Below are 23310 nucleotides of genomic sequence, written 5' to 3' on the forward strand. Positions count from 1 at the left end.
GTGGAAAGCTGCCCCCAATGGACTTCACCCTCCCTGCTCTGCCGCCGAACGTCACCCCGCTGACCGACGGCGACCCGCTCCAGGTGGGCCGCTACCGGCTGATCGGGCGCCTTGGTGCCGATGGCATGAGTACCCTGTTCGCCGCGGTCTCCCCTGACCACGAGCCGATGGCCCTCAAGATCGCCGCCGCCGAGTGGGCTCCCGAAGCCGACGCGAGCGACGAGTCCGCCCCCGTGCGTCCGGCCGATGGTGTGTGCGCGGTGGGTGCGCGGGACAGCGGCAGCCACGAGGGCAGACCGTGGTCCGCGATCGAGTACGTCCCCGGCTTCGGTCTGGGACAGCACGTGCGGGCGCACGGTCGCCTCGGCGGGGAGGCGCTGCTGGTGCTGGCCGCCGGAATGGCCGAGGCCCTGGCGACCGTGCACGCGGCGGACACCGTGCACGGTGACGTACGACCCGGCAACGTGGTGGCCTCCGCCGAGGGGCCCAAGGTGCTGGACTTCGGGGTCACCCGGCGGATCGACGACGCGGCGCCCGTACAGAGCTCCAAGAGCCTGGGCTGGCTGGCGCCCGAGAGCTACGACGGCTCGGCCGCCACCCGGGCCTCCGACGTGCACGGCTGGGCGTGCCTGGTGGTCTTCGCCGCCACCGGTGAGCCGCCGTTCGGAACCTCCCCGGCGGGACACACCCCGGGACGCATCCCGGGGCAGATCCTGTGGGAGATGGCCCGCCGTGCGCGTGAGGCCCGCATCGACCTGAGAGCGCTCCCGGAGGAGCTGCGCCCGCTGCTGCTGCGTGCTTTCTCCCCCGACCCGGACCAGCGCCCCTCCGCCGAGGACGCCTACCTGGAGTGCCTGCTGCTGCTCGGTATCGACGAGCAGTCGACCGCCGAAACCTGGCCGGACCAGCTCCGCGCTCTCATCGGCGAACACTGGCCCAAACCGGATCTGAGCTGGCACGACCCGACCCGCTGGGCCGACGTCGCACGCGCGCTGAACGGGGGAGCGCCGGAGGCCGACAGGGGAGACACCGCCGACGGCGGCGCCGCATCCGGGGCCGCCGGCACTGCTGGGGCCGGTACTGCCGCTGGTGCGCTCGGGGCCCCTGGGACGTCTGGGACGCCTGGTTCCGGTGAGCGCGGAGGTGGTGCTGGGCCTGAGGGCTCCGGTCGGCCCTCTGCGGCTGCTGTGGGCTCCGACCCGGAGGAGGAGTGGGGCCCGGAAGCGGCCGCTGAGGCGTACGGGCACACCCCGAGAAACCTCGCCGGAGGCCAGGGCGGGACCGCGCCCGGGACGCGCGGCGCGGGGACGGCGGGGCACGGTGGCGCCACCTACCTGTTCGGTCCCTCGCAGACCGGTGGCCATGACATGTCGTCCGTGGGGAACGAGGGTATCGACCTCGACGAGGATGACGACGGCACCGGGCGCAGGGGCAGGCTCGGCATCTGGCTGGGTGCGGGAGCGCTCGGCATGGCCGCGGCCCTCGGCGGCGGCTACCTGCTGTTCGACACCCTGAGCGAGTCGCCCGCCGACACCGTCGTCGCGGACGAACCCACCGAGGAACCGGCCGGGACGGACGAGGCGGACGACCCCGGCGATCCCCCCGCCCCCGAGGCCATGGCCTGCGACGACACCGAACGCCTGAGCGCACAGGAGGCACACGCGCCCTGGCGGCCCTTCGACCCCGGGGCGGTCGCCCCCGACCTGTACACCTCACTGCTGACCCCGGGACCCGAGGGAGTAACGAACACCGCCCCCGAGGCCTGGCCGTTCGTCTCCCCGCTCGACCATGACACCGCGGACTACGGGCTCTACCCCCCGGGCCTGGACTCCTTCCCCGTGATGAGCGTGTGCATGACCGGCGTGCGGGACACCGGCGCGGGGGTCGAGTTCACGGCGGAACTGACCTACCACCCGAACGTGGGCTCCCACCGGGTGTACGCGGAGGACTTCCTGACCGTGGTGCCGCTGGGCGCCGACGAGCACGGCGGGCCCGACCGGCAGGTCATCAGGGGCGGGAGCGGCGGCGAGCCGGGGCAGCCGATGAACACGCTCGTGGTGCTGAGCCCGGAGAACCCGGCCGCCGAGGTCAACGTGCTGGTCCACGGAGCCCCCGAACGGGCGGGGGTGGCCTACCGGCCGTCCGCGCTCGCGGGGGCGATGGCGGAGGACATGAGCGGGCACTGCTACGACGTGGACGGCACGCTGGAGTGGCGGGACGAAGACCGGCTGGGTTCGGGCTTCTTCGCCCTGCCGACGGGGTCCGCGCCGGGCGACAGCGACATGACGCAGTGCCCGGCGGACGAGATCGAGGTCGATGCGGGGGCCGGCGGTGAGGCCGGGGAAACCGGCGGGGCCGGGGACACGGCGGGAGAGGGCGGCCAGGGCGCTGGAGAGGGGACCGAGGGCGTTCCTGGGCAGCCCGAAGCCGACGAGGGCTGAGCCCCCGATACAACGGGCCCCGGGTGGGGAGGGCCCGGGTTCCAGAGGGCCCTCCCCGCCTGTGGACCATCCGCCGCTCGTTAGGTGTGTTCCGGGGCGATAGGGGTGTGCGGGGCGGAGCTGCCGGTCAGCCCCTCCTGTCCGGGGAGGACGGCAGTCGGGTGCGGGCGTAGGTGAGCTTGCGCAGCACCACCTCGGCCGGGCCGCGCAGGCCGAAGCGGCGGGAGACGTCGGCCAGGACCATCGTCAGGAGCCAGGTGAGCACCGCCACGAGAGCGGCGGCCGAAGCGCTCACGGTGGCGCCCAGGCCCAGCCCGTACGGGGCGAAGACCAGGGTGAACACCAGCGCCTGCGCCAGATAGCAGCTCATCGAACGCTCACCCACGGCGGCGATCGCGGTCGTGACCGGCCCCAGGGGAGCGGTCTCGGGACTGATGCCGGCTCCGCCGGTGCCGGGGGCGCCGGCGCGCCGGGCAGCGCGTTCGGTCAGGCGCATGGCCGCCAGCGCGAGCAGCGCGGCCCAACCGGGGCCGCCCGCCCACCCGGCGAGGTCGTGCACGATCCACAGCGACATCAGGGCTACCTGCCCGGGCTCAGCCAGGAACTGCGCGGTGACCAGCGCGTCCGGAAGCCCGGCGAGCACGGCGACGCCCAGGCCGATGACCGCGACGCGGACCAGTAGGGTCCGGTGCTCGCGGGGACGCTCCAGGATCCCGCGGCGGCCCGCCCACATACCCAGCAGCATCGGCGGCATCACCACGAGGAGCAGGGTCACCGGGGTGTACAGGGTCCACTCGGCGAACCGTTCGGAACTGGCCGCGAGGAAGCCGGTCTCCACCAGCGAGGGCGCGGCAGCGGCGGATTCCTCTGCGCCGGGAGCGGAGCTGGACGCGTCGGCCAGGCTGAGCGCGGTGGTCAGCACCGCCGAGGCGAGGGCGAAGGCGGCCGCCGACCACAGCGTCACGGAGTCCCGGACCCGCAGGAAACCCACGAACAGCAGCAGCCCGAGCCCGTACGCGCCGATGATGTCCACCGGCAGCAGCAGGACCCCGTGCAGCAGGCCGATCACCAGCATCCAGAAGCCGCGGCGGCGCAGCACCACCCGGGCGTGCACCCAACCGCCGCCGGAGTCGATGACCCGGCGCATGATCCAGACCGTGCCGTAGCCGAAGAGCAGCGAGAACAGCGGGATCGCGCGCCCGTTCACCAGCGTGCCCTGGACCAGCAGCAGGAGCTGGTCGGCGAGGCCGCGGACGGTGTCGGAGTGGGTGAGGAAGAACTGGGCGTTGACCAGCGCGATGAACAGCAGCATGAAGCCGCGCGAGAGGTCGGGGGCGAGCGAGCGCCCGGGGCGCAGCGCGGGGGAGGGGCGGAGCGCGGCCGCGGGGCCGGTTTCGGACGGTCGGCTTTGCTTGCGCATGGGGAGCTCTCCGGTAGCGGTGGAACACGGCGGGCCAGGGGCAGGGGCGCTGTTCTGGGGGATGCCACCGAAGCTACGGATCCGCGGGTCCCGGGCCGATAGGGCGGTGTGGAGACTTCGGGTGGGGCTCGCCCCACCCGGACGCGTGCCTATGATGGTGGGGCGCCGCGTGCTTGCGACCAAAGAGCAGTGGGCCGGTCGGACGGCATGGAGGCGCCAGACCTGTTCGGGGAGCCAATCGTGAGCACACACTTCGCGTACCTCATCTGAGCGGCTGAGCCGCTCACCCGCCCCTGGCGGAAGCAACCAGGATCCCGGCGGACTCCCCGAACCCTTTCCCGGCTCTGTCAGCCTCGCTGTTCCTCGCGGCCTTCTCGGGCTCTCAGACCGCCCCGCGCTCTGCCTCGCCCTCCCCCGCCGCGCACGTGACCCGTGCCTGCCACAGCCGCGCCCTCGGGGACGTCCGCCTCCACAGCACGCAGTGAGAGGACCGTCCTTTGACGGAGAACAACACCAGGAACCAGAACCAGAACCAGGGCCCGGAGAAGGACCAGAACCAGGGCCAGGGCCCTGGGCAGCGCCCCGTACCGAAGACCAGCCCGTGGAACGAGCCGGTGGTGGCGGAGTTCCGCGCCAACCACGGCAGGGTGGGCGGCATGTTCGAGGGCAGTGACCTGCTGCTCCTCACCACCACCGGAGCCCGATCCGGTCGGGAGTCCACCAACCCGCTCGGCTTCGTACGGGTCGACGGCCGCGTCTACGTGGTGGGTTCCGCCGGTGGCTCGCCCCGGCACCCCGACTGGTACCGCAACCTGCTCGCCCACCCGCTGGTGGCCGTGGAGATGCCCGACGACGACACCCACGAGGCCGTCGCGGTCCCCCTGGAGGGGGAACAGCGGGACCGGGTCTTCGCGGAGGTCGTCCGCCGCGAACCCGGCTTCGGCGACTACCAGGACCAGGTGGAACGCCGCCTGCCGGTGGTGGAGCTACAGCGCTCCGGGACCGACGGCGCCACACAGGTCCGCAACCTCGCGGACAAGCTCTTCCAGGTCCACACCTGGCTGCGCGGCCAGCTGACCCGCGTGCGCCGCGAGGCCGAGCTCTACCTGGCCGAGCGCCAGGGCGCGGAAACCGCGCCTCCGCTGGGGCTGAGCCTGCAGATCCGCCAGCACTGCGTGGCCTTCTGCGAGTCCCTGCACTTCCACCACACCAGCGAGGACACGGTCTTCCCACGGCTCGCCGAGGGCTTCCCGCACCTGAGGGAACCGATCGACCGCCTGATCGAGGAACACCGCGTGGTCGACCGCCTGAGGGGAGAACTGGAGGCCCTGCTCACCGACCTCCGGACGGCGGATCCGGCGCGTTTCCTGGCCGACCTGGACCGTCTGGCCGAGGAGCTGCGAGCCCACCTGGCCTTCGAGGAGGAGTCGCTCATCCCGACCCTGTCCGAGATCCCCTTCCCGCCGCCTTCCGGCGCCTGATCAGTGACCCGAGGGGCGCGGGCGGCCGGAGCGGCCACCCGCGCCCCGTACGCCCGTCGTGACGGGGGCCTCGGGCCGATCCCAGCCGACCAGAACTCCTTCCCCTCACCGCGCATCCCACGTTCCGTGCCGCGCAACGGCGGCCCGTAACCGGAGAGGACACGCTGTGGTCGAGGTTGGCTCCACGGTCGGCGGCCACCGCCTCGTACGCCTGCTCGGCCACGGCGGGTTCGGATCCGTCTACCTGGGTGAGGATTCACGGGGCGGGCTCGGCGCGGTCAAGGTCATGCACCCCCAGCACGCCGGTGACCAGGGCATCCGGGACCGGTTCGCGCGGGAGGTGGAGCTCGCCCGCAAGGTGGCCTCCTTCTGCACCGCCCGGGTCATCGACGCCGACCCGTTCACCGACGCGCCCTGGGTGGTCACGGAGTACGTCGAGGGCCGAACCCTCCACGACACCGTGCGCCTGGACGGCCCGCGCTCCGGTGCGGACCTGGACCGGCTGGCCGTCTCCACGGCCACCGCGCTGGCCGCGATCCACGCCGCGGAGATCGTGCACCGCGACTTCACCCCTGCCAACATCATGCTGGCCCCGGACGGCCCGCGGGTGATCGATTTCGGGGTGGCACGGGCGTTGGAGGGGTCGGCCACGCTGTCGAGCTCCCTGATCGGGACGCCCAAGTACATGGCGCCCGAACAGATCTCCGGCGAGCCCGCGACCTCCGCGATCGACCTGTTCGCCTGGGGCTCGGTGATCACCTTCGCCGCCACCGGCCGGGCGCCCTTCGACGGCCCGCACCCGGCGGCGATCCTGCACCGTCTGGTCTCCGAGGAGCCCGACATCAGCGGGCTCCCCGAACCCCTCCTGCCAGTGGTGACCCGATGCCTGGACAAGGACCCGGCTCAACGGCCCACCGCCGCCGAACTCCTCACCCTGCTCATCGACACCACCACGGTCCCGCCGCCCGCCCCGGTACAGGAGGAGCCAGCGGAGCGCGCGGAAGCAGCGGAGCGCGAGGAGGAGGAACCGGCCGAGGACCCGCTGGAGGAGTCTGACGAGCCTCAGGAGGAACTCGCCGGGGAAGCGGTGGTCGAACCCGCCGAAGCACCCGCACCGGTCGGGCCCGCCGCTGCCGTCGAACCCCCTCCGCCTCCGGCACAGCCGCTCCCCGTCCGTACCGAGTGGCGGTTCCCGTATCCGAAGCCCGGGGAGGGGTTCGAGGTCGGCGACAGCGTCTTCCACCACCCCGGCGACCTGGCCGCGTCCATGAGCCGGCACCGGGAAGGGGCGGTAGCGATGCTCGCCTCGCCCTCCGGCCGCAAGGCCCTCATGAACTGGCTGCCTCCCGGCTCACCGGCGCGACGGGAGATCGAGAACAACCGGAACCCGGACCACGACCTGGAAGCGGCCCGGTTGGTGGCCCTCCTGCGCCCGGACCTGGCCCCCTCCTACCGGGGTGTCAGGATGACCCTCACCGAGGTCTCCCGCATGGCCGCGCGCCGTTGGGAGCACCACGACCCCGTGGTGAGCTCGGCGATCCAGGGCGGCCTGCTCCAGGCCCTGGCGCCGCACCACTGCGCCGAGCCCGAACACCTGTGCGTGGCGGGCCGCCCCTGCTCCGTGTACGGGGAGGTCGCCCGCCGCCTGCCCACTGCGGCGCGCCTGGCCGAGGGTTACGCGCTCTGGTCCGCGAGCCTGGACGGCCGCTTCACCGATCCCCGTATGCGCGTCGACGTCCGCCCGCTCACCCTCGCGGCGCGACTGGCGACGGAACTGGTCAGTGACCGCGACGCGGACGAGTCGCTGGAGCGGGCCGTGGCCCGGGTGCCTCCGGGCCCCTGGCGGGAGGCTCTGCGCGAGAGCGCGCTCCCCGTTCCGTTCGAGGACCGCCGAGCCGCCGCGGTCGCCCTCGACTCGGTCACCGGGGTCGCCCGGAGCGCCGATCACGCGCAGAAGAGACTGGCGGGTCTGAGGAGCATGGAGGCGAGCCGTGCCGCACTGGTGAAGGAGACCACCTTCACCAGCGTGGTCGCCTTCCTGGGCGCGTTCTTGTTCACGCTGCTCTGCGCGGGGCTCGCGATCTCCCTGTCCGAGGTGGTCAACGCTCTCCCGGCCAGCTTGCTCCTGTCCGTGACGTCCTTCGCCTGGGCCGGGTTCTACACCTGGCAGAAGCGTCGGGAGCTACCGCAGATCCCACCGCTGGGCGAAGTCGACGCCGTCCGGAGACTGTTGGTGGACGGCGACCGGGAGGTGGCCGCGCGGGTCCTGGACCGCTCCCTGGAGCTTCTTCCCAGAGCCGCCCTCCGCGGCGCGGCCCCGCGCCGTCGCTGATCTGCCCCGTCCCGTCCTGTCCCGACCCGCACCGACCCTGATCCTCAGCCACCGAACAGCGTGCCGAGGTTGATGTCGGTGCCCAGGACCATCGAGCCGATGATGAGGATCAGCAGCCCCGGCAGCATGGTCGCGGCGGTCACCATCGTCACCCTCGGGTTGAGCTGCTGGGCCTTCCTCCGCATGTACTGGGCGTCGGCCAGGCGCATGTCCTTGCTGATGTCCACCAGGGTGTCGCTCAGCGGAGCTCCCAGCTCCTCGGCCTGCTGGATGGCGGTCACGAACTTGCTCAACGATTCGTTGCGGTTGCGGCGGCGCAGGGACTCGAAGGCCTCCCGGCGGGACGTGCCCAGCTCCATCTGGCGCAGCGCGATGGTGAACTCGTCCGACAGCACCCCCGGCATCGACGCCGCGACCCGGCCGATCGCCGCGCGGAACGACATACCCGCGCTCACCGTCACCGCGAGGACGTCCAGGAAGTCCGGGAGCTGGGTCTGCACCTGGTCGGCGCGCTCCCGGCCCTGTACGTACAGGTTCAGGTCGGTCAGCCCGGTGAACGCCAGCGCCATGAGGGTGAGGACCAGGCCGTTGCCCGACAGCAGGACCAGCACCGCGAGCGTGCCGTAGACGGCGACCTCGCCGACCTTGCGCTGCACGTACCGTTCCGTGGTCAGCCCGTCCGGGCGCCCGGCGGCCTCGATCCGGGAAGCGATGGACGCCTTCTGCCTGTCGCTCAGGGAAGCCAGGATCGACGGGGCGAAACGGCGCCCGATCCGTTCGGTGATCTTGTGCAGGAAGAAGGTGTCGTCGCTCTTGGCGGCCACCGGGGCTTCGGCCGGGTCGTCCACCGGCACCCGTGTCTGCGACTGGGTCAGATACAGGCCGTAGGCACCTATCAGCACGACCGCGGCCGAAGCGAGCGCGGCGGCCAGGGGTAGCAGCGGCAGGAGGTTCATCGCGGCGTCTTTCAGGGGTGGGGGCGGGTCTGCGGGGCCGGGACTGCGACGTCTTCCCGGCTGCTACATCTTGAACCTGGTGATACGGGAGACCAGCGCGAAACCGATCGCGAACAGCGCCGCCACCACCAACAGCACCGCGATCCCGGCCCCGGTACTGGTCATCGTGCGCATGACCCCGGGCGAAATCGCGTTGATCATGAACAGGGCACCCACGGACATGAACCCGAGAGCCCACACGGTGGAGGTCGTCTCACTGAGGATGGTCTTCACCTCACGCCTGGTCTCCTTGCGGCTCTCCAGGGTGCTGGAGATGTTACGCAGCGCCGTGACCAGCGAACCACCGGACCTGGACGCCACCACCAGCGTGGAGAGCAGCACCCCCAGCTCACGGGAGGGCATGCGCTCACGCAGGTCGGAGATGGCCTCCTCGAAGCTCGCGCCCAGTTTCATGGACTCGGCCATGCGGCCGAGCTCCTCCCCGGCCGGGCCGTCCAGTTCGTCCGCGGCGATGGCCACCGCGGTCGGCAGCGCCAGCCCCGCCGAGGTCGCGTTGCCCAGGACCCGGGCCAGGTCGGGCAGCTGACCGGTGAACTCCTCGCGCCGCTTGGCTTCGGCCCGGCGCAGGTAGGTGAAGAACAGGAACGCCACCCCCGCCGCGGCCAGCAGGCCGAAGAACGGGGCGAGGATCTGCCACACCACCACGACCGCCAGCAGCGACCCGGACACCAGTGCGGCGACGAAGGTGGCCGGGCGCAGGTCCGTGCCCGAGCGCGCCAGTCTGCGCGCCAGCCGGGATCCCCACTCGGTGCGCCGCAACCTGGCGTCCAACGTGGCCAAGGGGGTCGAGGCGTTGTACTCCGCCTGGGCCAGGGCACTGCGGGCGGCGATCAACCGCCGGTTCTCCGCGCTGGCCACGAACTCCCAGACGGCCCACAGCACCAGCAGCAGAACCAGGGCGGTGCCGCCGAGGATCGCCGGTATCTGCCAGTTCACCCGATCTCCCTTCGGGTCGGCGCCGCACTTCGAGGTGCCGCGCTTCGAAGATCCGTGCTTCGAGGAGCCGTGCTTGGAGAGGGCGTCCGCACGGACGCGGGACGTGTGTTCACGGGTTGCCCTGGGCTCGGGTGCCGGGGACGACCCCGAACACCGCGGGGATGTTCTCCCCGACGTTGTAGATACGACCGGCGATGTGGCGCGGCAGCGGATAGTGCCGGAACTGGCCCCCCACGGAACGGTCGGGGCTCATCGGCAGCGCCGCGAACTCCATCAGGCGGTCGAGGCGGAACTCCTCGCGTCGGCGTGAGGAGACCACGGCGATCTCGTTGATCCGCCGGGAACCGTCCGGCCACCGCCCCAGGTGCACGATGGCGTCCACCGCGTTGTTGATCTGGTCGCGGATCGCCTCGTAGGGGATGTTGCCCTCACCCATGGTCGCCAGGGTCTGCAACCGGTAGATGGCGTCGTCCGCGGAGTTGGCGTGCACCGTCACCAGAGACCCGTCGTGACCGGTGTTCATCGCCTGCAGCATGTCGATGGTCTCGGCGCCGCGGACCTCACCGACGATGATGCGGTCCGGTCGCATCCGCAGCGCGTTGCGCACCAGGTCGCGGATGGCGATCTCGCCCCGGCCCTCGATGTTGGCCGGCCGTGACTCCAGCCGCACCACGTGCTCCTGCATCAGCTGGAGCTCGGCGGAGTCCTCGATCGTCACGATCCGCTCGCTGCTGGGCACGAAGGCCGACAGCGCGTTCAGGAAGGTCGTCTTACCGGTACCGGTACCGCCGGAGACCACGATGTTGAACCGGGCCCGCACCATCGCCGACAGCAGCACCCCGGTCGCCTGGTCCAGACTGCCCATCCGCACCAGTTCCTCGACGGGGTAGGGCTTGGGGAAGCGCCGGATGGTCAGTACCGGACCGGACAGCGACAGCGGCGGGATGATCACGTTGACACGCTCGCCAGTGGGCAGCCGGGCGTCCACCATCGGAGAGGACTCGTCCACGCGCCGGTTGACCAGGGCGACGATGCGGTCGATGGTCTGATAGAGCTGTTCCTCGCCGTTGAAAGCGGCGTTGATCCGCTCCATCCGGCCACCGCGCTCCACGAACACGTTGTCGGGGCCGTTGACCATGATCTCGGTGATGCTCTCGTCGGCCAGCAGCGGCTCCAGCACGCCCAGGCCCAGGGCCTCGTCCACGACCCTGCGGATCATCACCGACCGTTCGCGGTCCGACAGCACCGGCCCCTCACGGGACAGGATGTGCCCGACGACCTTCTCCAGACGGACCCGGCGCTGGGCCAGCGTCAGCTGGGTCAGGTCCTCCAGGTTGATCTCCTCCAGGAGCCGTCGGCGCCAGTGCGTCACACTGCTGCGGTCCGCGCGGTCCTCGACCGCGCGGTCCTCTTCCAGCCGGTCCTTGAGACCCATGTTCCTCAATCCCTCCTTCGGTGGTGCCGCCGGTGGTGCCCGGGGCTGCTCTCCCCGTCTCACACGTTCGGCATGTCCACCCGCCGGGTCAGCGTCAGGTTCAGGTCCACCGACGAGAACACGATCGGCATCGGGTGCGAAACCTCCACGTAGTACCCGTCACTGTCGTTCGCGCCGCTCGTGACGTCGGCGTTCTCCAGCCAGCTCGGTAGGGCGGTGCGGGCCGCCCTCTCGGCGCCTTCCAACTGTTCGCTTCCGGCAACCCGAGCCCCGGCCCGGGCCGCGGACTCGATGCGTTCGATCGCGACGAAGGCGAGGAAGGCTTCGATCGACACCACCACCGTGAGCAGCAGGATCGGCAGGACCACGGCGAACTCCAGGATGGGGCCGCCCCGGTCGGAGTCCCGGCCCGGCCGGGGACCGAACACCAGGCGGCGGAGCCCGCCGGGGCCGCGAACCCGTGTGCCGCGGGCTCCTGGGGCCATCACGGATCCACCCTCTCCGACTCGTCCTCCGGCTCGTCCGACATCTCCGGCCCGGGTAGCCCGCGTGGCGGAACCTCGGTGACGACCTTCGCCTCACCGGTGATCTGCCACGGGCCGGTGGTGCCCGGCAGGAACACCGGCATGGCCAGACTCACCCGGGCGAAGCGGGTGCCGTCGCGCTCGAGGATCTCCGTGGTCAGGACGTCCTCGGCATCCCAGGGCTCCCGCACGCGTTTACGCGCCTCCTCGTCGATGCGCTCCATGTCGTCCGGGGTGACCGAGGCCTGTCGGGCCGCCTCCGCCGCCCCGTGCGAGGCGTACATGGAGGTGATGCCGATCAGCAACACCTGCCACACCAGGGCCAGCGCCAACATCATGAACGGAACCATCACGGCGAACTCCACGAACACCCCGCCACGATCGTTCCGCCGGGTCCGAAGCCGTGGGCTGTTCGGGACACTCCTGAGTCCCCCAAGCCCGCGGTGCGCACGGAACCCCTGGTCGGTCGGTAAACGCCAGGGTCTCCGGTGGTGCTCAACCACCGAAACCCCCTCCCGACCCGGGGGCACCCCGGCCCCAGTGGTCGGGCGCGCGCACCTGGGACCCGTGACCGTTGACCCGCTCGGGGCCCGAGGCGTTGAGGAAACCGGACACGTCCCGGGTGAACGGGGGGTTTCCGGGTCCGCTGTTGGGGGGAGTCACCAGCGCGGCCAGGTTCGACGTGATCCCGCCCGAGGGGGTGGAGTTGCCGCCCTTACCGCTGTTACCGCCGGTGGCGGTGGGCACCGAGAGCAGGTCCAGCTCCGAGGCGAGCCGGGCGAAGGCCTTACGCAGCCCTTCGTCGGTCACCTTCGTGGGATCCCCGTTGTTCTCCCCCGGCTCCAGCGACCGGTAGGCGGCCGGTACGGGGGTGCGCAACACCTTGGTACCCAGTAGTTGCTGGAGGAAGTCCGGCTGGATCTCGTTCTTGCGGCTGTGCCGGGTGACCAGGGAGTGCACGTCCTCGTGCGAGCGGATCTGCAGGCGCTCCCACATCGTCATCAGCCGTTGGGCACCGCGCAGCGCGGGCACATCCGGGGTCACCGTGACGACGGCGGTGTCGGCCAGCTCCACGGCCATCGCGGTCGCCTCGCTCATATTGGAACCGCAGTCCACGAGCACCAGCTCGTACCGGGAACGCAGGGCGCTCAGGATCCTGCGGGTGGCCCGGGCGGTAACGTCCTCGCCGCGCTCGCCGTGTTCGGGCGCGAGCAGCACGTGCGGGCCGCGCGGGTCCACGTAGAGGGTTTCGGAGAGCATGCCGGGGCTGATGTCGTCGGCCGCGTCCACCAGGTCCGTGATGGACCTGCGGTGCTGGAGGTTGAGGAAGGAGGGCAGGTCACCGGCCTGGAGGTCCAGGTCCACCAGACACACCACCCGGTCCCGCCGGGCCGCGGCCATCGCCAGGTGTACGGCGCAGGTGGTGGTGCCCACCCCGCCCTTGGCGCCGCTGATCGTCACGATCCGCCCGCGCACACCCGAGGCGGGCAGGTCCAGGGAGGCCGACTCCAGGTGACGGCGGAGCGTACGGGACCATTCCGCGGCCTTGGCGATCCGGGTCTCCAGCTCGCCCACCCCGGAGTCGGCGGAGAGCACGCCCCGGGCGCCCGCCTCCATGGCACCGGTGAAGGTCTCGGGGTCCATCGACGACGAGACCAGCAGGATCGCCAGTTGCGGGTGGCGGTGCGACAGGTCGCGGATGGTGTCGAAGACCGGGGCCGGACCCAGGTCCTGGTGGACCAGAACCACGTCGAGCTCGGGGTGCTCGCCCGCCCCGTTGATCAGTTCCGCGCTCGTGTTCCGGGTGGCGACGAGTTCGGCTCCGGCCAGCTCCTCGAAACGCGCTGTGAGCACCATCTCTGACGCGGATGTGGGCATCCCCGCTAGGACTCGGAAGTTCACCGGTGCCTACCCCCCATGCGGCGTACGCCGCTCGTCGGTCTGTTCGTCCGTGCCCTGGGCCTCGTCGCGCTCTTCGATGAGTTCGGCGAAGTCGCCGCTGCACACCTGCGGTTCACCGGCGTCGCCGCCGCCCGCGGTACTGACCAGGGCCAGCCGGAGCTTGGTGGAGAACTCCTCGGCGTAGGCCAGCTGGAGCGCGGAATCCGGGCTGAGCCGGAAGGTCACGGGAACCACGCCGGCCACCCCGCCGCCCTCGGACTCCTGGCTGCGCAGTTCCCCGATGTCGAGCACCTCCACCTCGGTGAGGATCCGGGACGCACAGGCCTCACCGTGGTCGCGCGGCTGGAACGTGCCGTAGATGTCCACGATGGAACCGCGCCGGACCTTGCCCGCCACCCCGGTCTCGGCGTTGACCATGATGGCGATCTCCCGCTCCCCGGCGGTCAGGGTCGGCTGGGGCTGGATCATGCCGCGCTGGAGGATGGCCCCCTGCTCCAGGTGGGTGGAGGCCACCAGTTCCTGGCCCTCGGGGGTGTCGATCTGTTCGAGGTCGGTGATGAAGACCTCCGGGTCGAAGTACGCGGAGGGGACCTCGTACGTCTCCACCGAGTCCCGGCCGATCGGCTGGTAGGCCTCGACGTCCTCGGCAAGGCGCAGCACGGTGGAGAACTGGCCCAGTTGTTGCTGCTGGTTGCTGATGTAGGTGAAGACGGAGGCGAACACGGCGACGGCGCCGATAGCGGCCACGACCATGAGGAGGACGCCGCGTCGCTGACGGGGGTTCATAGGGGGTGGTTTCCGTTTCCAGTGTCGTCGTGGGCCGGTCCGGCGGGCCCTAGCGGGAGTAGGTTCTCGGGGGTTCCGGCTGTGGGGAGCGGTTCTGGAACTCGGGATCCTCCGTCCGGTCGGTCGAGGGGGGAGGTCGGTGACCGGACCGGCGGGGCGGGGTCGCCTGTGCGGTGGGGGAACCGGGCGCGGGCGGCCCTGGGGGTGTGGGGGCGCCGCCCGGCTGAGGGTGGCCGGGGGCAGCGGGGCGCGGAGCCTGGCGGGGCTGGGCCCGAGGGTCCAGCGGGGGGTCTGGAGGGTTCTGCGCGCGCTGCGGGCGCTGAGGGCTCGGGGGGTTCTGCGGGCTCGGGGCGGGCGGGCGTCCGCCCCTCGGTGGAGCGGAACCGGTCTGGTGCGCCCGGATGGGCTTTCCGGTGGAGTGGCACCGGCAGAACGGGCACTGCTGGGCGGACACGGGTTCACCGCACCAGGAGCACGCTGCCGCCCGGACGGCCCCGGCGGCATAGGCGAGCGCCTGCGGGTGGGCGCTCAACGCCACGAACTCCACGTACTTGTCGGTGCCCCAGTACGCGGGCCCCAGCGGCTGCGCGGGAAGGGTCCTGGTGGCCACTGGTTGGATGGCCCGGGGCAGGTTCTCGTCGAACAGCTTGGTGATGCCCGGGTCCGGGGTGGAGCACAGCAGCTGCACCGGCTGCACCGGGCGGAAGGGCAGTCTGCGGGCGACCTCGGCCGGGCGCAGTCGGCCCACCTGGGTATTGGGGGCGCAGTAGGCGAGGAAGGACACGGTGGGCGCGTACGAGCCCATGTGCTGTTTCAGGCTCGTCGGCAGGGTGGACAGGTTGGAGACCGTGCGCAGCCAGGCTCCGGCCAGGAGGTGCTTGGGGAGTTCGTCGCTGAGAGCGGCCACCATCCCCGGCGGTAGGTAGGGGGCGAGGTAGGACAGCTGGTCGGCGATCAGGGACAGGGCAAGGGGGGACAGGTTGACGCCGATCCCGGCGATGTGGTCGGTGCGCAGGGCGCCGCGCGCGAAGTTGATCGCGCGCTGGGCGTCCGAGTCCTGCCAGGCCGGGTAGAGCGCCACGACCTTGCGGCCCGCGCCCACCTCCTCCCTGGCGAAGGCGACGAAGGCGGCGCTGCGCACGCCGACGCTGTCGCCTTGAAGGGCGAACCGTTGTGCTCCGGCCTCGCCCACGTGGCCCGTGCTGGGGACATCCGCCAACAGGGCTACGGTCGTCGCCGACCGAGGTAGGGCATTGGACACTGGGAAAGCTCCATCGGTTCTACGCACTAGGGCGATTTCGGAAGTTGCAGAGGCGCCCCGCGTCTGTAGGTGCCACTCGGACGCATCGTAACGAATGGGTGCGGCACAGGGGGAGGCCCGGTATTCGCGACCTAAGGGTCAGGGTGGTGCGATGCGGTGTCCTTTTGTCGACGGGCGCACGGTGACCGGGTTGACGGGGGTGGGGCCCCGACGCTGGCGGAGGGGGAGGGATCCCTTTGGGTGCGCCTGGCGCCTCTCGTGGTCGTGCGGGGCAGTGGTGGCCGTATGTGGCCACGCGGCCTTGGGTTTTTCGTCCCTGAAGTCACTTTGTTCCTTTGGCCTGCGGATCTGTGTCGGGCAGGACGCGGACCGTGATTCGGCTGTGCGGCGGGCGGAGGGTGGAGGACGGGCTCGGAGGGGGCTGGTGGACGCCTGGGGCGAAGCGAGCAGGCGGTAAAGGGGAGGGCCAAAAGAAGAAAAGGGGCCCGGCTATCCAAGGATGCCTTTCCGGGGCCGCCACTACCAGTGCCACCGGGCCTGAGTGTGGACAACTCGGTGGAGAAATGTTTCCCGTGGGGCGAACGGGGCCACCCCCGCCCCGTGGGCCGGAAGTGTCGTGTGCGTCTCGTTCGGGATTGCCGACCCCGCCAGCGGGAACGATACAAGGGGACTTCGCGTCATATCTTGAGAAGTCACGCGCCCCCTGAGGAGAAGAACACGATGCGCAAGGCAAACCGGGCCGCTGCCGGTGCGGCCGCTTGGCAGGTCATCCGGAACACCGACAGCAAGGTCTCCCTGTGGGAGCGCGCCCGCTCGATCCCGCGCATGCTCGGGGCGAAGCTGCGCGGCCGCTACCCCGAACTCGGCGGCGGCAAGCTCTTCATGATGCTGGTGCTGGTCGGCTACATCGTCTCCCCGATCGACTTCATCCCGGAGCTGATCTTCTCGGTCTTCGGTCTGATCGACGACGTCGCCGTGGCCGTGTGGCTGACCACCATGGCGCTGGGCGAGAGCGAGCGTTTCGTGCTCTGGGAGAGGGAGCGCCAGGCGCAGGAGGCCTTCGAGCGCGCCAACGAGCAAGGCCAGGGGCACGGCCAGGGGCACGGCCGGGGTTCCGGTCCGGGCAGCCACCAGGACCAGCCTTACCAGGGTTACCAGGGCCGGGAACAGGCCTATCAGAGTCAGCAGTACCAGGAGCAAGCGTCCGGTCAGAAGCAGAAGAACTGACCAGCGCGGCGGCTGAGCCCGCGGCCACGCCGAACCGCGTCGGTCCGCGCGCGAACCCGAGCAGGCGCCCGACGAACGGGCCACATCGGTTGACCAGGCGCAGAACGGTGCCGACCCCGAGGACGTCCACTCGGGTGCCGAGCGCTGTTTCCGGGAGCCGGGGCTGCTCTGACCGGAACGCGGGCGAGGTGCTGTGCTGAGGGGCCGTGAGGCGGGACCGGCCGGGCGGCGGGCCCCGCGTCAGGCAGCCAGGCCGAGGGCGGTGCGCAGAGCGCGGCGCACACTCCCGGAACGCCGGCCCCGGCCGTCCTCACGGCTCCCGCCGTGCCGCCGGGCCTCACGGATGAGGCGGGCCTCGCGGGCGGTGCGCTCGGCCTCAGCGCGGTGGAGGTCGGCGGCCTGGGCGGTGAAGTAGGCGTGCATGTTCTGCTCCTGTCGGTCTGTTCGCCCTGTCCGGGCTGGTCCGCCGGGGTTCGTTCTCCCCGACTGACTACAGACTCCCGCTAAGGCCCCGGCCCGCACATCGGCAGAGAACACCAGAAACATGTCGGACCGGGCGCCTTAGACCGGAGCTCTCCCGCTTCCCGAACGCCTTAGAGCCCCGTGCATGCCTTAGGCCGCCTGCGCGCCTCGGGCACAGACGGACCCTGCGGAAAGACAACACCGGCCCCGAGGCCTCGGCCTGCCGCTGTCTCGGTACCGTTCTCCGGGTGGGGCGAACACCACGACGAGGCACGCAGCGCCTTCGAACAGGCCGCCCGGGGATGACGACGGTCTGGGCGCTTCCCCCCTCGTCCGCCTCCAGCTCCGTCCGGGGCGCGGGTACCCCAGGACGTGGCCGTAGCGTTCCCTTACGGCTTCGGCGCTCGCAAGGTGAAGTCGACGCTGTTCACGATGAGCGGGGGCTGAGGCGCTGTACGTGCTCGGCCATCCTGGTCCGGGTGACGGTCCCGCGTGGCACGAATCCACGATACGAGCCGCGCCCCTCGCGGGGGAGGGGCGCGGCTCGTATCGGTTGTGGACGACTCGGCTCGGCGGTCCGGTTCCCGGCCGCTGCCCGGTCGGTCAGAACTCCTTGACCAGCGGGCCCAGGACGGGGATCCATTCACGCACCGACACGTCGCTGACCACGCCCTCGGTGCGGAACGGGTCGGGCTCGGTGTGGGCCAAGGCGTCCGCGGCGGAGTCCGCCCGGAAGAGCAGCAGGGCGCCGGGGGCGTCGTCGGGGCCGAAGGGGCCCGAGCACAGGTTGACGCCCGCGTCGGAGAGCTTGTCCAGGTACTCGCGGTGCGCGGGCCGGTGCTGGTCGCGGGCCTCGGTGCTGTTCTCGGCGTAGGTGTAGGTGACGGCGTAGATAGCCATGGCCGGGTCTCCTCTGTCGTGTCGCCCGGGGGCAGGGGCGGGGTGGTCGGTTGCGGTGCCAGGATGCCAGTTCGCACTGCCGCGGGGCCGGGCGAGGCACGGTTTCCGGTCGGGATCGCGCTCAGGGCACGTCCGCGATGGCAGACTTCGCTTCGAGGAGGGGATCGGTGGTGGCCAGGTCGACGTCGGGGGAGTCCGTCCTCACCCGCGCCATGCGGATCCTGCGCGCCTTCGGTAACGTCTCCGCCTCGCTCACCGTCTCCGAGATCGCCCGCCACGCCGACCTCCCGGTCGCGACCGCGCACCGGATGGTCACCGAACTCGTCGAGCTCGGCGCCCTGGAGCGAGAACCCGGCAAACGGGTGCGCATCGGCTACCAGCTGTGGGAGCTGGCCTCGCGGTCCTCGCCCGCCCGGGACCTGAGCCGCGCCGCCCTGCCCTTCATGGAGGACCTCCAGGCTGTCGTGCGCGAACACACCCAGCTCGGGGTGCTGGAGGGCACCGACGTCCTCTACCTCGAACGCCTCTCCGACCGCGACGCCGGGCGCAACGTCGCCGAGATCGCCGGACGGCTGCCCGTGCACGCCACCTCCACCGGCCTGGTGCTGCTCGCGCACAGCCCGCCCGAACTCCAGGAGAGGGTGCTGGGCGGAGAACTGCCCGCGCACACCCGGCAGACCATCACCGACCCCGCCCGGCTGCGGCGCGCCCTGGCCGCCGTGCGCCGGGACGGGTACGTGATCGCCTCCCAGATGATCGACCCCGCCGCCGTCGGCCTGGCCGCGCCGGTCCGTGACCGCGGCAACCGGGTGGTGGCCGCCCTGTCCGTCGTCGTTCCGTTCCGCCGTGATCGGGGCCCTGGTGAACCGGGCCCGGCCCCAGGCCCGGAGCCGGGTCCGCACGCGCACGTCCCGGTGCTGCTCGCGGCGGCCCGCGGCATCTCCCGGACCATGGGCGCCCCGGTTTCGGGAGAAGGCGTGATCCACACCCGGGGTCACCTCCGGAGCAGCGCCCAGCCTCCCCCCGGCCGCGACGGCTGAGGAGCGCGCCCGAGGGGAAGTCTCGCCGGAAACCTTCCCATTGAATGGAAGAGGCCTGGTGCCGTGCTCCCGCCGGATCGCATGCTGAGCGCATGAACTCCCACCCCCGCCGGACCAGCACCCAGGTGGCCGTCGTCGGCGCCGGGCCCGCCGGCCTGATGCTCTCCCACCTGCTCTCCCTCTCCGGGATCGACTCCATCGTCATCGACCTGCGCGAACGCGCCGACATCGAGGCGACCATCCGGGCGGGCATCCTCGAGCAGGGCACCGTCGACCTCATGACCGGCACCGGGCTGGGTGACCGCCTCCTCGCCGAAGGCCAACGTCACGAGGGCATCGCCATCCGCAGCCGCGGCGAGTCCCGGCGCGTCGACTTCCCCGCCCTCACCGGCCGCGCCGTCCACCTCTACCCGCAGCACGAGGTACTCAAGGACCTCATCGCCGCGCGCCTGGCCGCCGGGGGCGACGTGCTCTTCGGGGTCAGCGACGTCAGCGTCCACGACGTCACCACCGACACCCCCGCCGTCCGCTTCACCGAGGCCGACGGCACCCGGGTGGAGCTCACCTGCGCGGTCATCGCCGGCTGTGACGGGTCCCAGGGGGTCACCCGCACCGCGATCCCCGCCCACGCGCGCACCGACTACTTCCACGCCTACCCGCACGGCTGGTTCGGCATCCTCACCGAGGCCCCGCCCAGCTCGGAGGAGCTCGTCTACGCGCACTCCGATCGAGGTTTCGCGCTGATCAGCTCGCGCACCCCCACCGTGCAGCGGATGTACTTCCAGTGCGACCCCGCCGAGGACGCCGCGGCCTGGAGCGACGAACGCGTCTGGGCGGAGCTGCGCGCCCGCGTCAACGGCAACGGTTTCGAGCTCGAGGAGGGGCCGATCCTCCAGCGCGGGGTCATCCCCATGCGCAGCTACGTGCTCGACCCGATGCGCCACGGCCGCCTCTTCCTGGCCGGGGACGCCGCGCACACGGTTCCGCCGACCGGGGCAAAGGGCCTCAACCTGGCCGTCGCCGACATCGCCGTGCTCTGTCAGGCGCTCGAACGCTTCTTCCACCAGGGCTCGGCCGACCTGCTCGAAAGCTACGGCCGCACCGCCTCGGACCGGGTCTGGCGGGCCCAGCACTTCTCCTGGTGGATGACCTCCATGCTGCACACGGACACCGACGCGGACGCCTTCGGGCGGCGCCGCCAGCTCGGCGAGATCGACCAGGTCACCGAGTCCGTCGCCGGGAGCACGTTCCTCGCCGAGGCGTACACCGGTTGGCCGATCGCCCACACCAACCCGGACTCCGTTGTCAGCGAGGCGATCACAGTGTCCGCGAACCGTGCCCCCTGATCGGTATGTAGCTCTTTCGAGCTAGTGTCGACATCCCCCGGTCGAGCCATAGGCCTGTCACGTCACCCGGCCTCCCGGGTCGAGTGCCAGGGCGACGGTGGTCCTGCTTTCGCATTGTGGGCCGGGGTTCGGTTGTTTCGGGTCTGGCGTGGGAGGTGAAGTCATGATTCCTGGTCAGAAAAGGACACGCCAGTTCACATGGAAAGCGGAAACCCGATCTATGTGGGTTTGACCTGGGGATATGCTTGTTGTTGTCAGTGTGTCACTGGTTCTCTCAGAGGATATGAAAAGACTTTGGTAAACGCTGGATGCTATTGACTCTGACTAAGTTTCATGCGATCTTTGCTCAGTGTGCGGACGTTGCCGATAGCGTTAATCACATGGGAGCCCGTGCTGTGATGGGTCTTCGAGAATTCGACTCGGCCGCTGTACTGACCACCACGGTCAGTACGGGGATCGCCCTGATGCTCGGCGGGCTGGTGATCGTCACCACCGGCGCGCCGGAACTGTTGGTCTTCTGTGCGGCGATGGTGCTCGGGATGCTCGCCGGACTCATGCTCGCCGGTCGGTTCGACCGCCATCTGGGCGGTTAGTACTCCAGTTGTAGTTCCGGTTTGTCATGATTCCCGGGCGGTCTGTCTGCGGTAGTGCCAGTCCCTGGCCCGTGCCTGGTGAGCGTGTCTGAACACCGACCAAGCCAGCACGTGCCCCGCATCCGGGCGGGAAGCGAACAGAGCGTGCAGCAGGCGGGCGATCTCGTTGCAGGTCAACGCCACCAGCCCGTCCGGGACCGGATACCGTCGAAGCTCGGCCTGGCGGCACACGGCCACGAACGCGTAGGCCACCATCGCCAGCAGACTCCACCGCTGCCAGGAGGTCCATGCCCTGACCTGGTGCTCGTCCAGCCCGGCCAGACCTTTCCCCTGCTGGAAGGACTCCTCCACCCGCCAGCGGCGCCCGGCCACCGCCACCAGACGGGCCAGCGGCACCGGCTCGGGGGCATAACACCGGTAGAAGGCCAGCTCGGCGGTGGTGCGGTTGCGGCGGATCAGCACCCACCGCACCCCGGCCCTCTGGAGCCGGGCGGCATCGTCGGTCCATGCCCGGGGCAGGTAGAGGCGGTGGTCGATCAGGGCGTGCCCGTTGGGGGTGGTGTAGGCGAGGTAGACCGCGACTTGGCAGTTCTCGGTCCTTCCGGCGGTGCCCGAGTACTGGCGGGCCACCCCGACGGTGCTTTGGCCCTTCTTCACGTCGCCGGTCTCGTCCACGACCAGGACCACGTCGTCGCATCCCAGGCGGATGGTGACGTAGCCGCGCAGGGCGACGGTCAGCGCTTGTTCGTCCAGGCGGGCGCGGGAGAGCAGGTGCTGCATGCGGTAGGGGGCGGAGTGGCCGGTGTGCTCGGCCAGGGTCCAGCAGTTCTTGCGGGTGAGCGGGGCGAGTAGGGCTCGGATCAGGTCGTGGGCGGTGGCGCGGGTCTCGGGCCGGGCGAGATGCGGATCGACGACGGTGTGGATGAGTTCGTTCAGCAGGTGCGGCCAGCGCTGGGCCGCTACGCTGGTGGCCGCGGCTACCGCCTCGGGATTCTTTGTCTTCACAACCATCGATGATCGGGCGGTGGCCGTTCGTGTGTCCGGGAAACGGCCAGATCAGCGCGGCGAGACATCCCCAATCCCGGCTTATGGCCACTGACCAGGGCGAACCGGATCTACAACTGGAGTATTAGTCGGGGCCATCGGTGCGAGCGCTCCGCCATGCGGCGATCCGGGCTCCGGTCGGATCAGTCCTTCTTCGGCTTCTTGTCCTTGCCGCGCTTGTGCCCCTTCTTGCGCGCGTCCTTCGTACCGTCTCCCTCGCCCCGGTCCGACCTGCAGAAGGACTTGACTTGAGCCCTGATCCAGGAGCTCACGGCCACGACGCCGAGGACCGCGAGTCCCATGGTGCCCCAGCCGAGATCACTGTTGGCCGCCATGACCCAGATACCCAGGACGGGGGCGGACAGGACTACCAGGACCAGGGCCAGGGTCGCGAAGGCGCACTGGCCCGGGGAGAGCTCACCGAGAACCAGGTAGGCCAGATTCTGGGAGAGGTGCGCGAAATCCCGGGGCGGCTGGCTCGCGCGCTCGAAGTCACGTCCGGTGCCCCGGGCGGAATCCGCGCCCGATGTGCTCCCAGCTGACTGTGCGTGGTCGGTGTCCTGGCCGGTCCCGGTCTCCGGTGCGGGGCTGGTGCTCCGGGCGGTCTCGCCGCGCTCTGCGAGCTCGGTAGCGTCACCGTGCCCGGTCTCCGCCTCCGGGGCGACGGCTGGTGCGGTTCCGTCGTCCTCAGTGGGACAGTCCGTCGCCGAGTCCTCCTGGGGGCAAGGGGGCTCCGGGGACTGTTCACCCGGAGGTTGCTCCTGTTCATCGTCGTTGTGGAACAGCGTCATGCGGTCGTCCCTCGTCACTGCCTGCTACAACGGCATTGGTGAAGCGGGGAGGACGGTCCCCGACTGCGCGGTCGTTCGGGAGGCGACCGAGGAGCCCGGCCTCTGAAGGGCGTTGGTCGTCGTGGCGTGAGGCGCGCGGCCGGGACTCATCCGGCATCGCGGGCGCCTGTAAACAAAGAGTTTCCCCTGTCCTGGCGCGTTGTGCTCACTTGCGCCAAGGTGATTCTTGCCACAATTCGGCATTCAGAGGGCAATATACCTGAAACACGCCCGGTGGGTGGTATTCGCCTGTCGCCGGGGTGCGGCCGGGGTTGAAGCGGGGGCCGGATCGCGGCCACCCGGATTGATGAAAGCACAGCTCATAGCGTGTTTC

The 23310-nt window shown here is 70.8% G+C and carries 20 protein-coding genes; 7 read left to right on the forward strand and 13 right to left on the reverse strand.

Annotation, left to right across the window (positions count from 1 at the left end):
* The first annotated feature begins 17 nt into the window (after positions 1-17).
* On the forward strand, positions 18-2441 hold the full coding sequence (locus HNR07_RS33875; RefSeq protein ID WP_184371099.1) for a protein kinase domain-containing protein: 2424 nt from the start codon (positions 18-20) through the stop codon (positions 2439-2441).
* Positions 2442-2568: 127 nt separating this feature from the next.
* On the opposite strand, the gene HNR07_RS33880 is transcribed toward HNR07_RS33875, so the two are convergent.
* Positions 2569-3861, reverse strand: coding sequence for a DUF418 domain-containing protein (locus HNR07_RS33880; RefSeq protein WP_246420625.1), 1293 nt, complete (start codon positions 3859-3861; stop codon positions 2569-2571).
* A gap of 497 nt (positions 3862-4358) precedes the next feature.
* On the opposite strand from HNR07_RS33880, the gene HNR07_RS33885 reads away from it, so the two are divergent.
* Positions 4359-5342 carry a nitroreductase/quinone reductase family protein gene (locus HNR07_RS33885; RefSeq protein ID WP_184371102.1) on the forward strand — a complete coding sequence of 328 codons (984 nt, stop codon included), beginning with the start codon at positions 4359-4361 and terminating at the stop codon, positions 5340-5342.
* 166 nt (positions 5343-5508) lie between these two features.
* The gene (locus HNR07_RS33890) at positions 5509-7674 is read left to right on the forward strand and encodes a serine/threonine-protein kinase (protein WP_184371105.1); all 2166 of its coding nucleotides are present in this window, start codon (positions 5509-5511) and stop codon (positions 7672-7674) included.
* Between the two features lie 44 nt (positions 7675-7718).
* On the opposite strand, the gene HNR07_RS33895 is transcribed toward HNR07_RS33890, so the two are convergent.
* The 8 genes from HNR07_RS33895 to HNR07_RS33930 form a co-directional block, all read right to left on the reverse strand.
* Positions 7719-8630 (reverse strand): type II secretion system F family protein, encoded by a 912-nt coding sequence (locus HNR07_RS33895; RefSeq protein ID WP_184371108.1) that lies wholly within the window; start codon positions 8628-8630, stop codon positions 7719-7721.
* Between the two features lie 63 nt (positions 8631-8693).
* Positions 8694-9626 (reverse strand): type II secretion system F family protein, encoded by a 933-nt coding sequence (locus HNR07_RS33900; protein ID WP_184371111.1) that lies wholly within the window; start codon positions 9624-9626, stop codon positions 8694-8696.
* Between the two features lie 109 nt (positions 9627-9735).
* The gene (locus HNR07_RS33905) at positions 9736-11061 is read right to left on the reverse strand and encodes a CpaF family protein (RefSeq protein WP_184371113.1); all 1326 of its coding nucleotides are present in this window, start codon (positions 11059-11061) and stop codon (positions 9736-9738) included.
* A gap of 59 nt (positions 11062-11120) precedes the next feature.
* Positions 11121-11546, reverse strand: coding sequence for a TadE/TadG family type IV pilus assembly protein (locus HNR07_RS33910; RefSeq protein WP_184371116.1), 426 nt, complete (start codon positions 11544-11546; stop codon positions 11121-11123).
* The gene (locus HNR07_RS33915; protein WP_184373077.1) at positions 11546-11950 is read right to left on the reverse strand and encodes a TadE family protein; all 405 of its coding nucleotides are present in this window, start codon (positions 11948-11950) and stop codon (positions 11546-11548) included. The genes HNR07_RS33910 and HNR07_RS33915 overlap by 1 nt, the downstream gene beginning before the upstream one ends.
* Before the next feature lie 130 nt (positions 11951-12080).
* Positions 12081-13487 carry an AAA family ATPase gene (locus tag HNR07_RS33920; protein WP_184371118.1) on the reverse strand — a complete coding sequence of 469 codons (1407 nt, stop codon included), beginning with the start codon at positions 13485-13487 and terminating at the stop codon, positions 12081-12083.
* Between the two features lie 6 nt (positions 13488-13493).
* Positions 13494-14273, reverse strand: coding sequence for a Flp pilus assembly protein CpaB (gene cpaB, locus HNR07_RS33925; protein WP_184371121.1), 780 nt, complete (start codon positions 14271-14273; stop codon positions 13494-13496).
* 49 nt (positions 14274-14322) lie between these two features.
* Positions 14323-15492: a hypothetical protein gene (locus tag HNR07_RS33930; RefSeq protein WP_184371124.1), complete on the reverse strand. Its 1170-nt coding sequence runs from the start codon at positions 15490-15492 to the stop codon at positions 14323-14325.
* A 762-nt stretch (positions 15493-16254) separates the two neighbouring features.
* On the opposite strand from HNR07_RS33930, the gene HNR07_RS33935 reads away from it, so the two are divergent.
* Complete coding sequence (locus HNR07_RS33935; RefSeq protein WP_184371127.1) at positions 16255-16761, forward strand: YkvA family protein; 507 nt, start codon at positions 16255-16257, stop codon at positions 16759-16761.
* A gap of 240 nt (positions 16762-17001) precedes the next feature.
* Here the strand turns inward: HNR07_RS33935 and HNR07_RS33940 are convergent, their stop codons facing one another.
* Positions 17002-17184, reverse strand: a complete 183-nt coding sequence (locus HNR07_RS33940; protein WP_184371130.1) for a hypothetical protein — start codon at positions 17182-17184, stop codon at positions 17002-17004.
* Between the two features lie 642 nt (positions 17185-17826).
* Positions 17827-18123, reverse strand: a complete 297-nt coding sequence (locus HNR07_RS33945; protein ID WP_184371133.1) for a YciI family protein — start codon at positions 18121-18123, stop codon at positions 17827-17829.
* A gap of 170 nt (positions 18124-18293) precedes the next feature.
* On the opposite strand from HNR07_RS33945, the gene HNR07_RS33950 reads away from it, so the two are divergent.
* The 3 genes from HNR07_RS33950 to HNR07_RS33960 all read left to right on the forward strand — a co-directional run bounded on the left by HNR07_RS33950 (position 18294) and on the right by HNR07_RS33960 (position 21102).
* Positions 18294-19163: an IclR family transcriptional regulator gene (locus tag HNR07_RS33950; RefSeq protein ID WP_184371136.1), complete on the forward strand. Its 870-nt coding sequence runs from the start codon at positions 18294-18296 to the stop codon at positions 19161-19163.
* A 92-nt stretch (positions 19164-19255) separates the two neighbouring features.
* Positions 19256-20509 (forward strand): 4-hydroxybenzoate 3-monooxygenase, encoded by a 1254-nt coding sequence (locus tag HNR07_RS33955; RefSeq protein WP_184371138.1) that lies wholly within the window; start codon positions 19256-19258, stop codon positions 20507-20509.
* Between the two features lie 380 nt (positions 20510-20889).
* Positions 20890-21102 carry a hypothetical protein gene (locus HNR07_RS33960; protein WP_184371141.1) on the forward strand — a complete coding sequence of 71 codons (213 nt, stop codon included), beginning with the start codon at positions 20890-20892 and terminating at the stop codon, positions 21100-21102.
* Positions 21103-21126: 24 nt separating this feature from the next.
* On the opposite strand, the gene HNR07_RS33965 is transcribed toward HNR07_RS33960, so the two are convergent.
* Positions 21127-22038, reverse strand: a complete 912-nt coding sequence (locus HNR07_RS33965) for an IS701 family transposase (protein ID WP_221320131.1) — start codon at positions 22036-22038, stop codon at positions 21127-21129.
* 251 nt (positions 22039-22289) lie between these two features.
* On the reverse strand, positions 22290-22937 hold the full coding sequence (locus HNR07_RS33970) for a hypothetical protein (protein ID WP_184371144.1): 648 nt from the start codon (positions 22935-22937) through the stop codon (positions 22290-22292).
* Positions 22938-23310: the final 373 nt, after the last annotated feature.

This window comes from Nocardiopsis metallicus, assembly GCF_014201115.1.
In the GTDB taxonomy this organism is placed as follows: Bacteria; Actinomycetota; Actinomycetes; order Streptosporangiales; family Streptosporangiaceae; genus Nocardiopsis; species Nocardiopsis metallicus.

Bases quoted from the DNA above. Each gene is read 5' to 3' on its own strand.
- HNR07_RS33945 (WP_184371133.1), bottom strand. From the start codon at position 18,123: ATGGCTATCTACGCCGTCACCTACACCTACGCCGAGAACAGCACCGAG.
- HNR07_RS33875 (WP_184371099.1), top strand. From the start codon at position 18: ATGGACTTCACCCTCCCTGCTCTGCCGCCGAACGTCACCCCGCTGACC.
- cpaB (WP_184371121.1), bottom strand. From the start codon at position 14,273: ATGAACCCCCGTCAGCGACGCGGCGTCCTCCTCATGGTCGTGGCCGCT.
- HNR07_RS33960 (WP_184371141.1), top strand. From the start codon at position 20,890: ATGGGAGCCCGTGCTGTGATGGGTCTTCGAGAATTCGACTCGGCCGCT.
- HNR07_RS33955 (WP_184371138.1), top strand. From the start codon at position 19,256: ATGAACTCCCACCCCCGCCGGACCAGCACCCAGGTGGCCGTCGTCGGC.
- HNR07_RS33940 (WP_184371130.1), bottom strand. From the start codon at position 17,184: ATGCACGCCTACTTCACCGCCCAGGCCGCCGACCTCCACCGCGCTGAG.
- HNR07_RS33895 (WP_184371108.1), bottom strand. From the start codon at position 8,630: ATGAACCTCCTGCCGCTGCTACCCCTGGCCGCCGCGCTCGCTTCGGCC.
- HNR07_RS33880 (WP_246420625.1), bottom strand. From the start codon at position 3,861: ATGCGCAAGCAAAGCCGACCGTCCGAAACCGGCCCCGCGGCCGCGCTC.
- HNR07_RS33935 (WP_184371127.1), top strand. From the start codon at position 16,255: ATGCGCAAGGCAAACCGGGCCGCTGCCGGTGCGGCCGCTTGGCAGGTC.
- HNR07_RS33910 (WP_184371116.1), bottom strand. From the start codon at position 11,546: ATGGCCCCAGGAGCCCGCGGCACACGGGTTCGCGGCCCCGGCGGGCTC.
- HNR07_RS33905 (WP_184371113.1), bottom strand. From the start codon at position 11,061: ATGGGTCTCAAGGACCGGCTGGAAGAGGACCGCGCGGTCGAGGACCGC.
- HNR07_RS33970 (WP_184371144.1), bottom strand. From the start codon at position 22,937: ATGACGCTGTTCCACAACGACGATGAACAGGAGCAACCTCCGGGTGAA.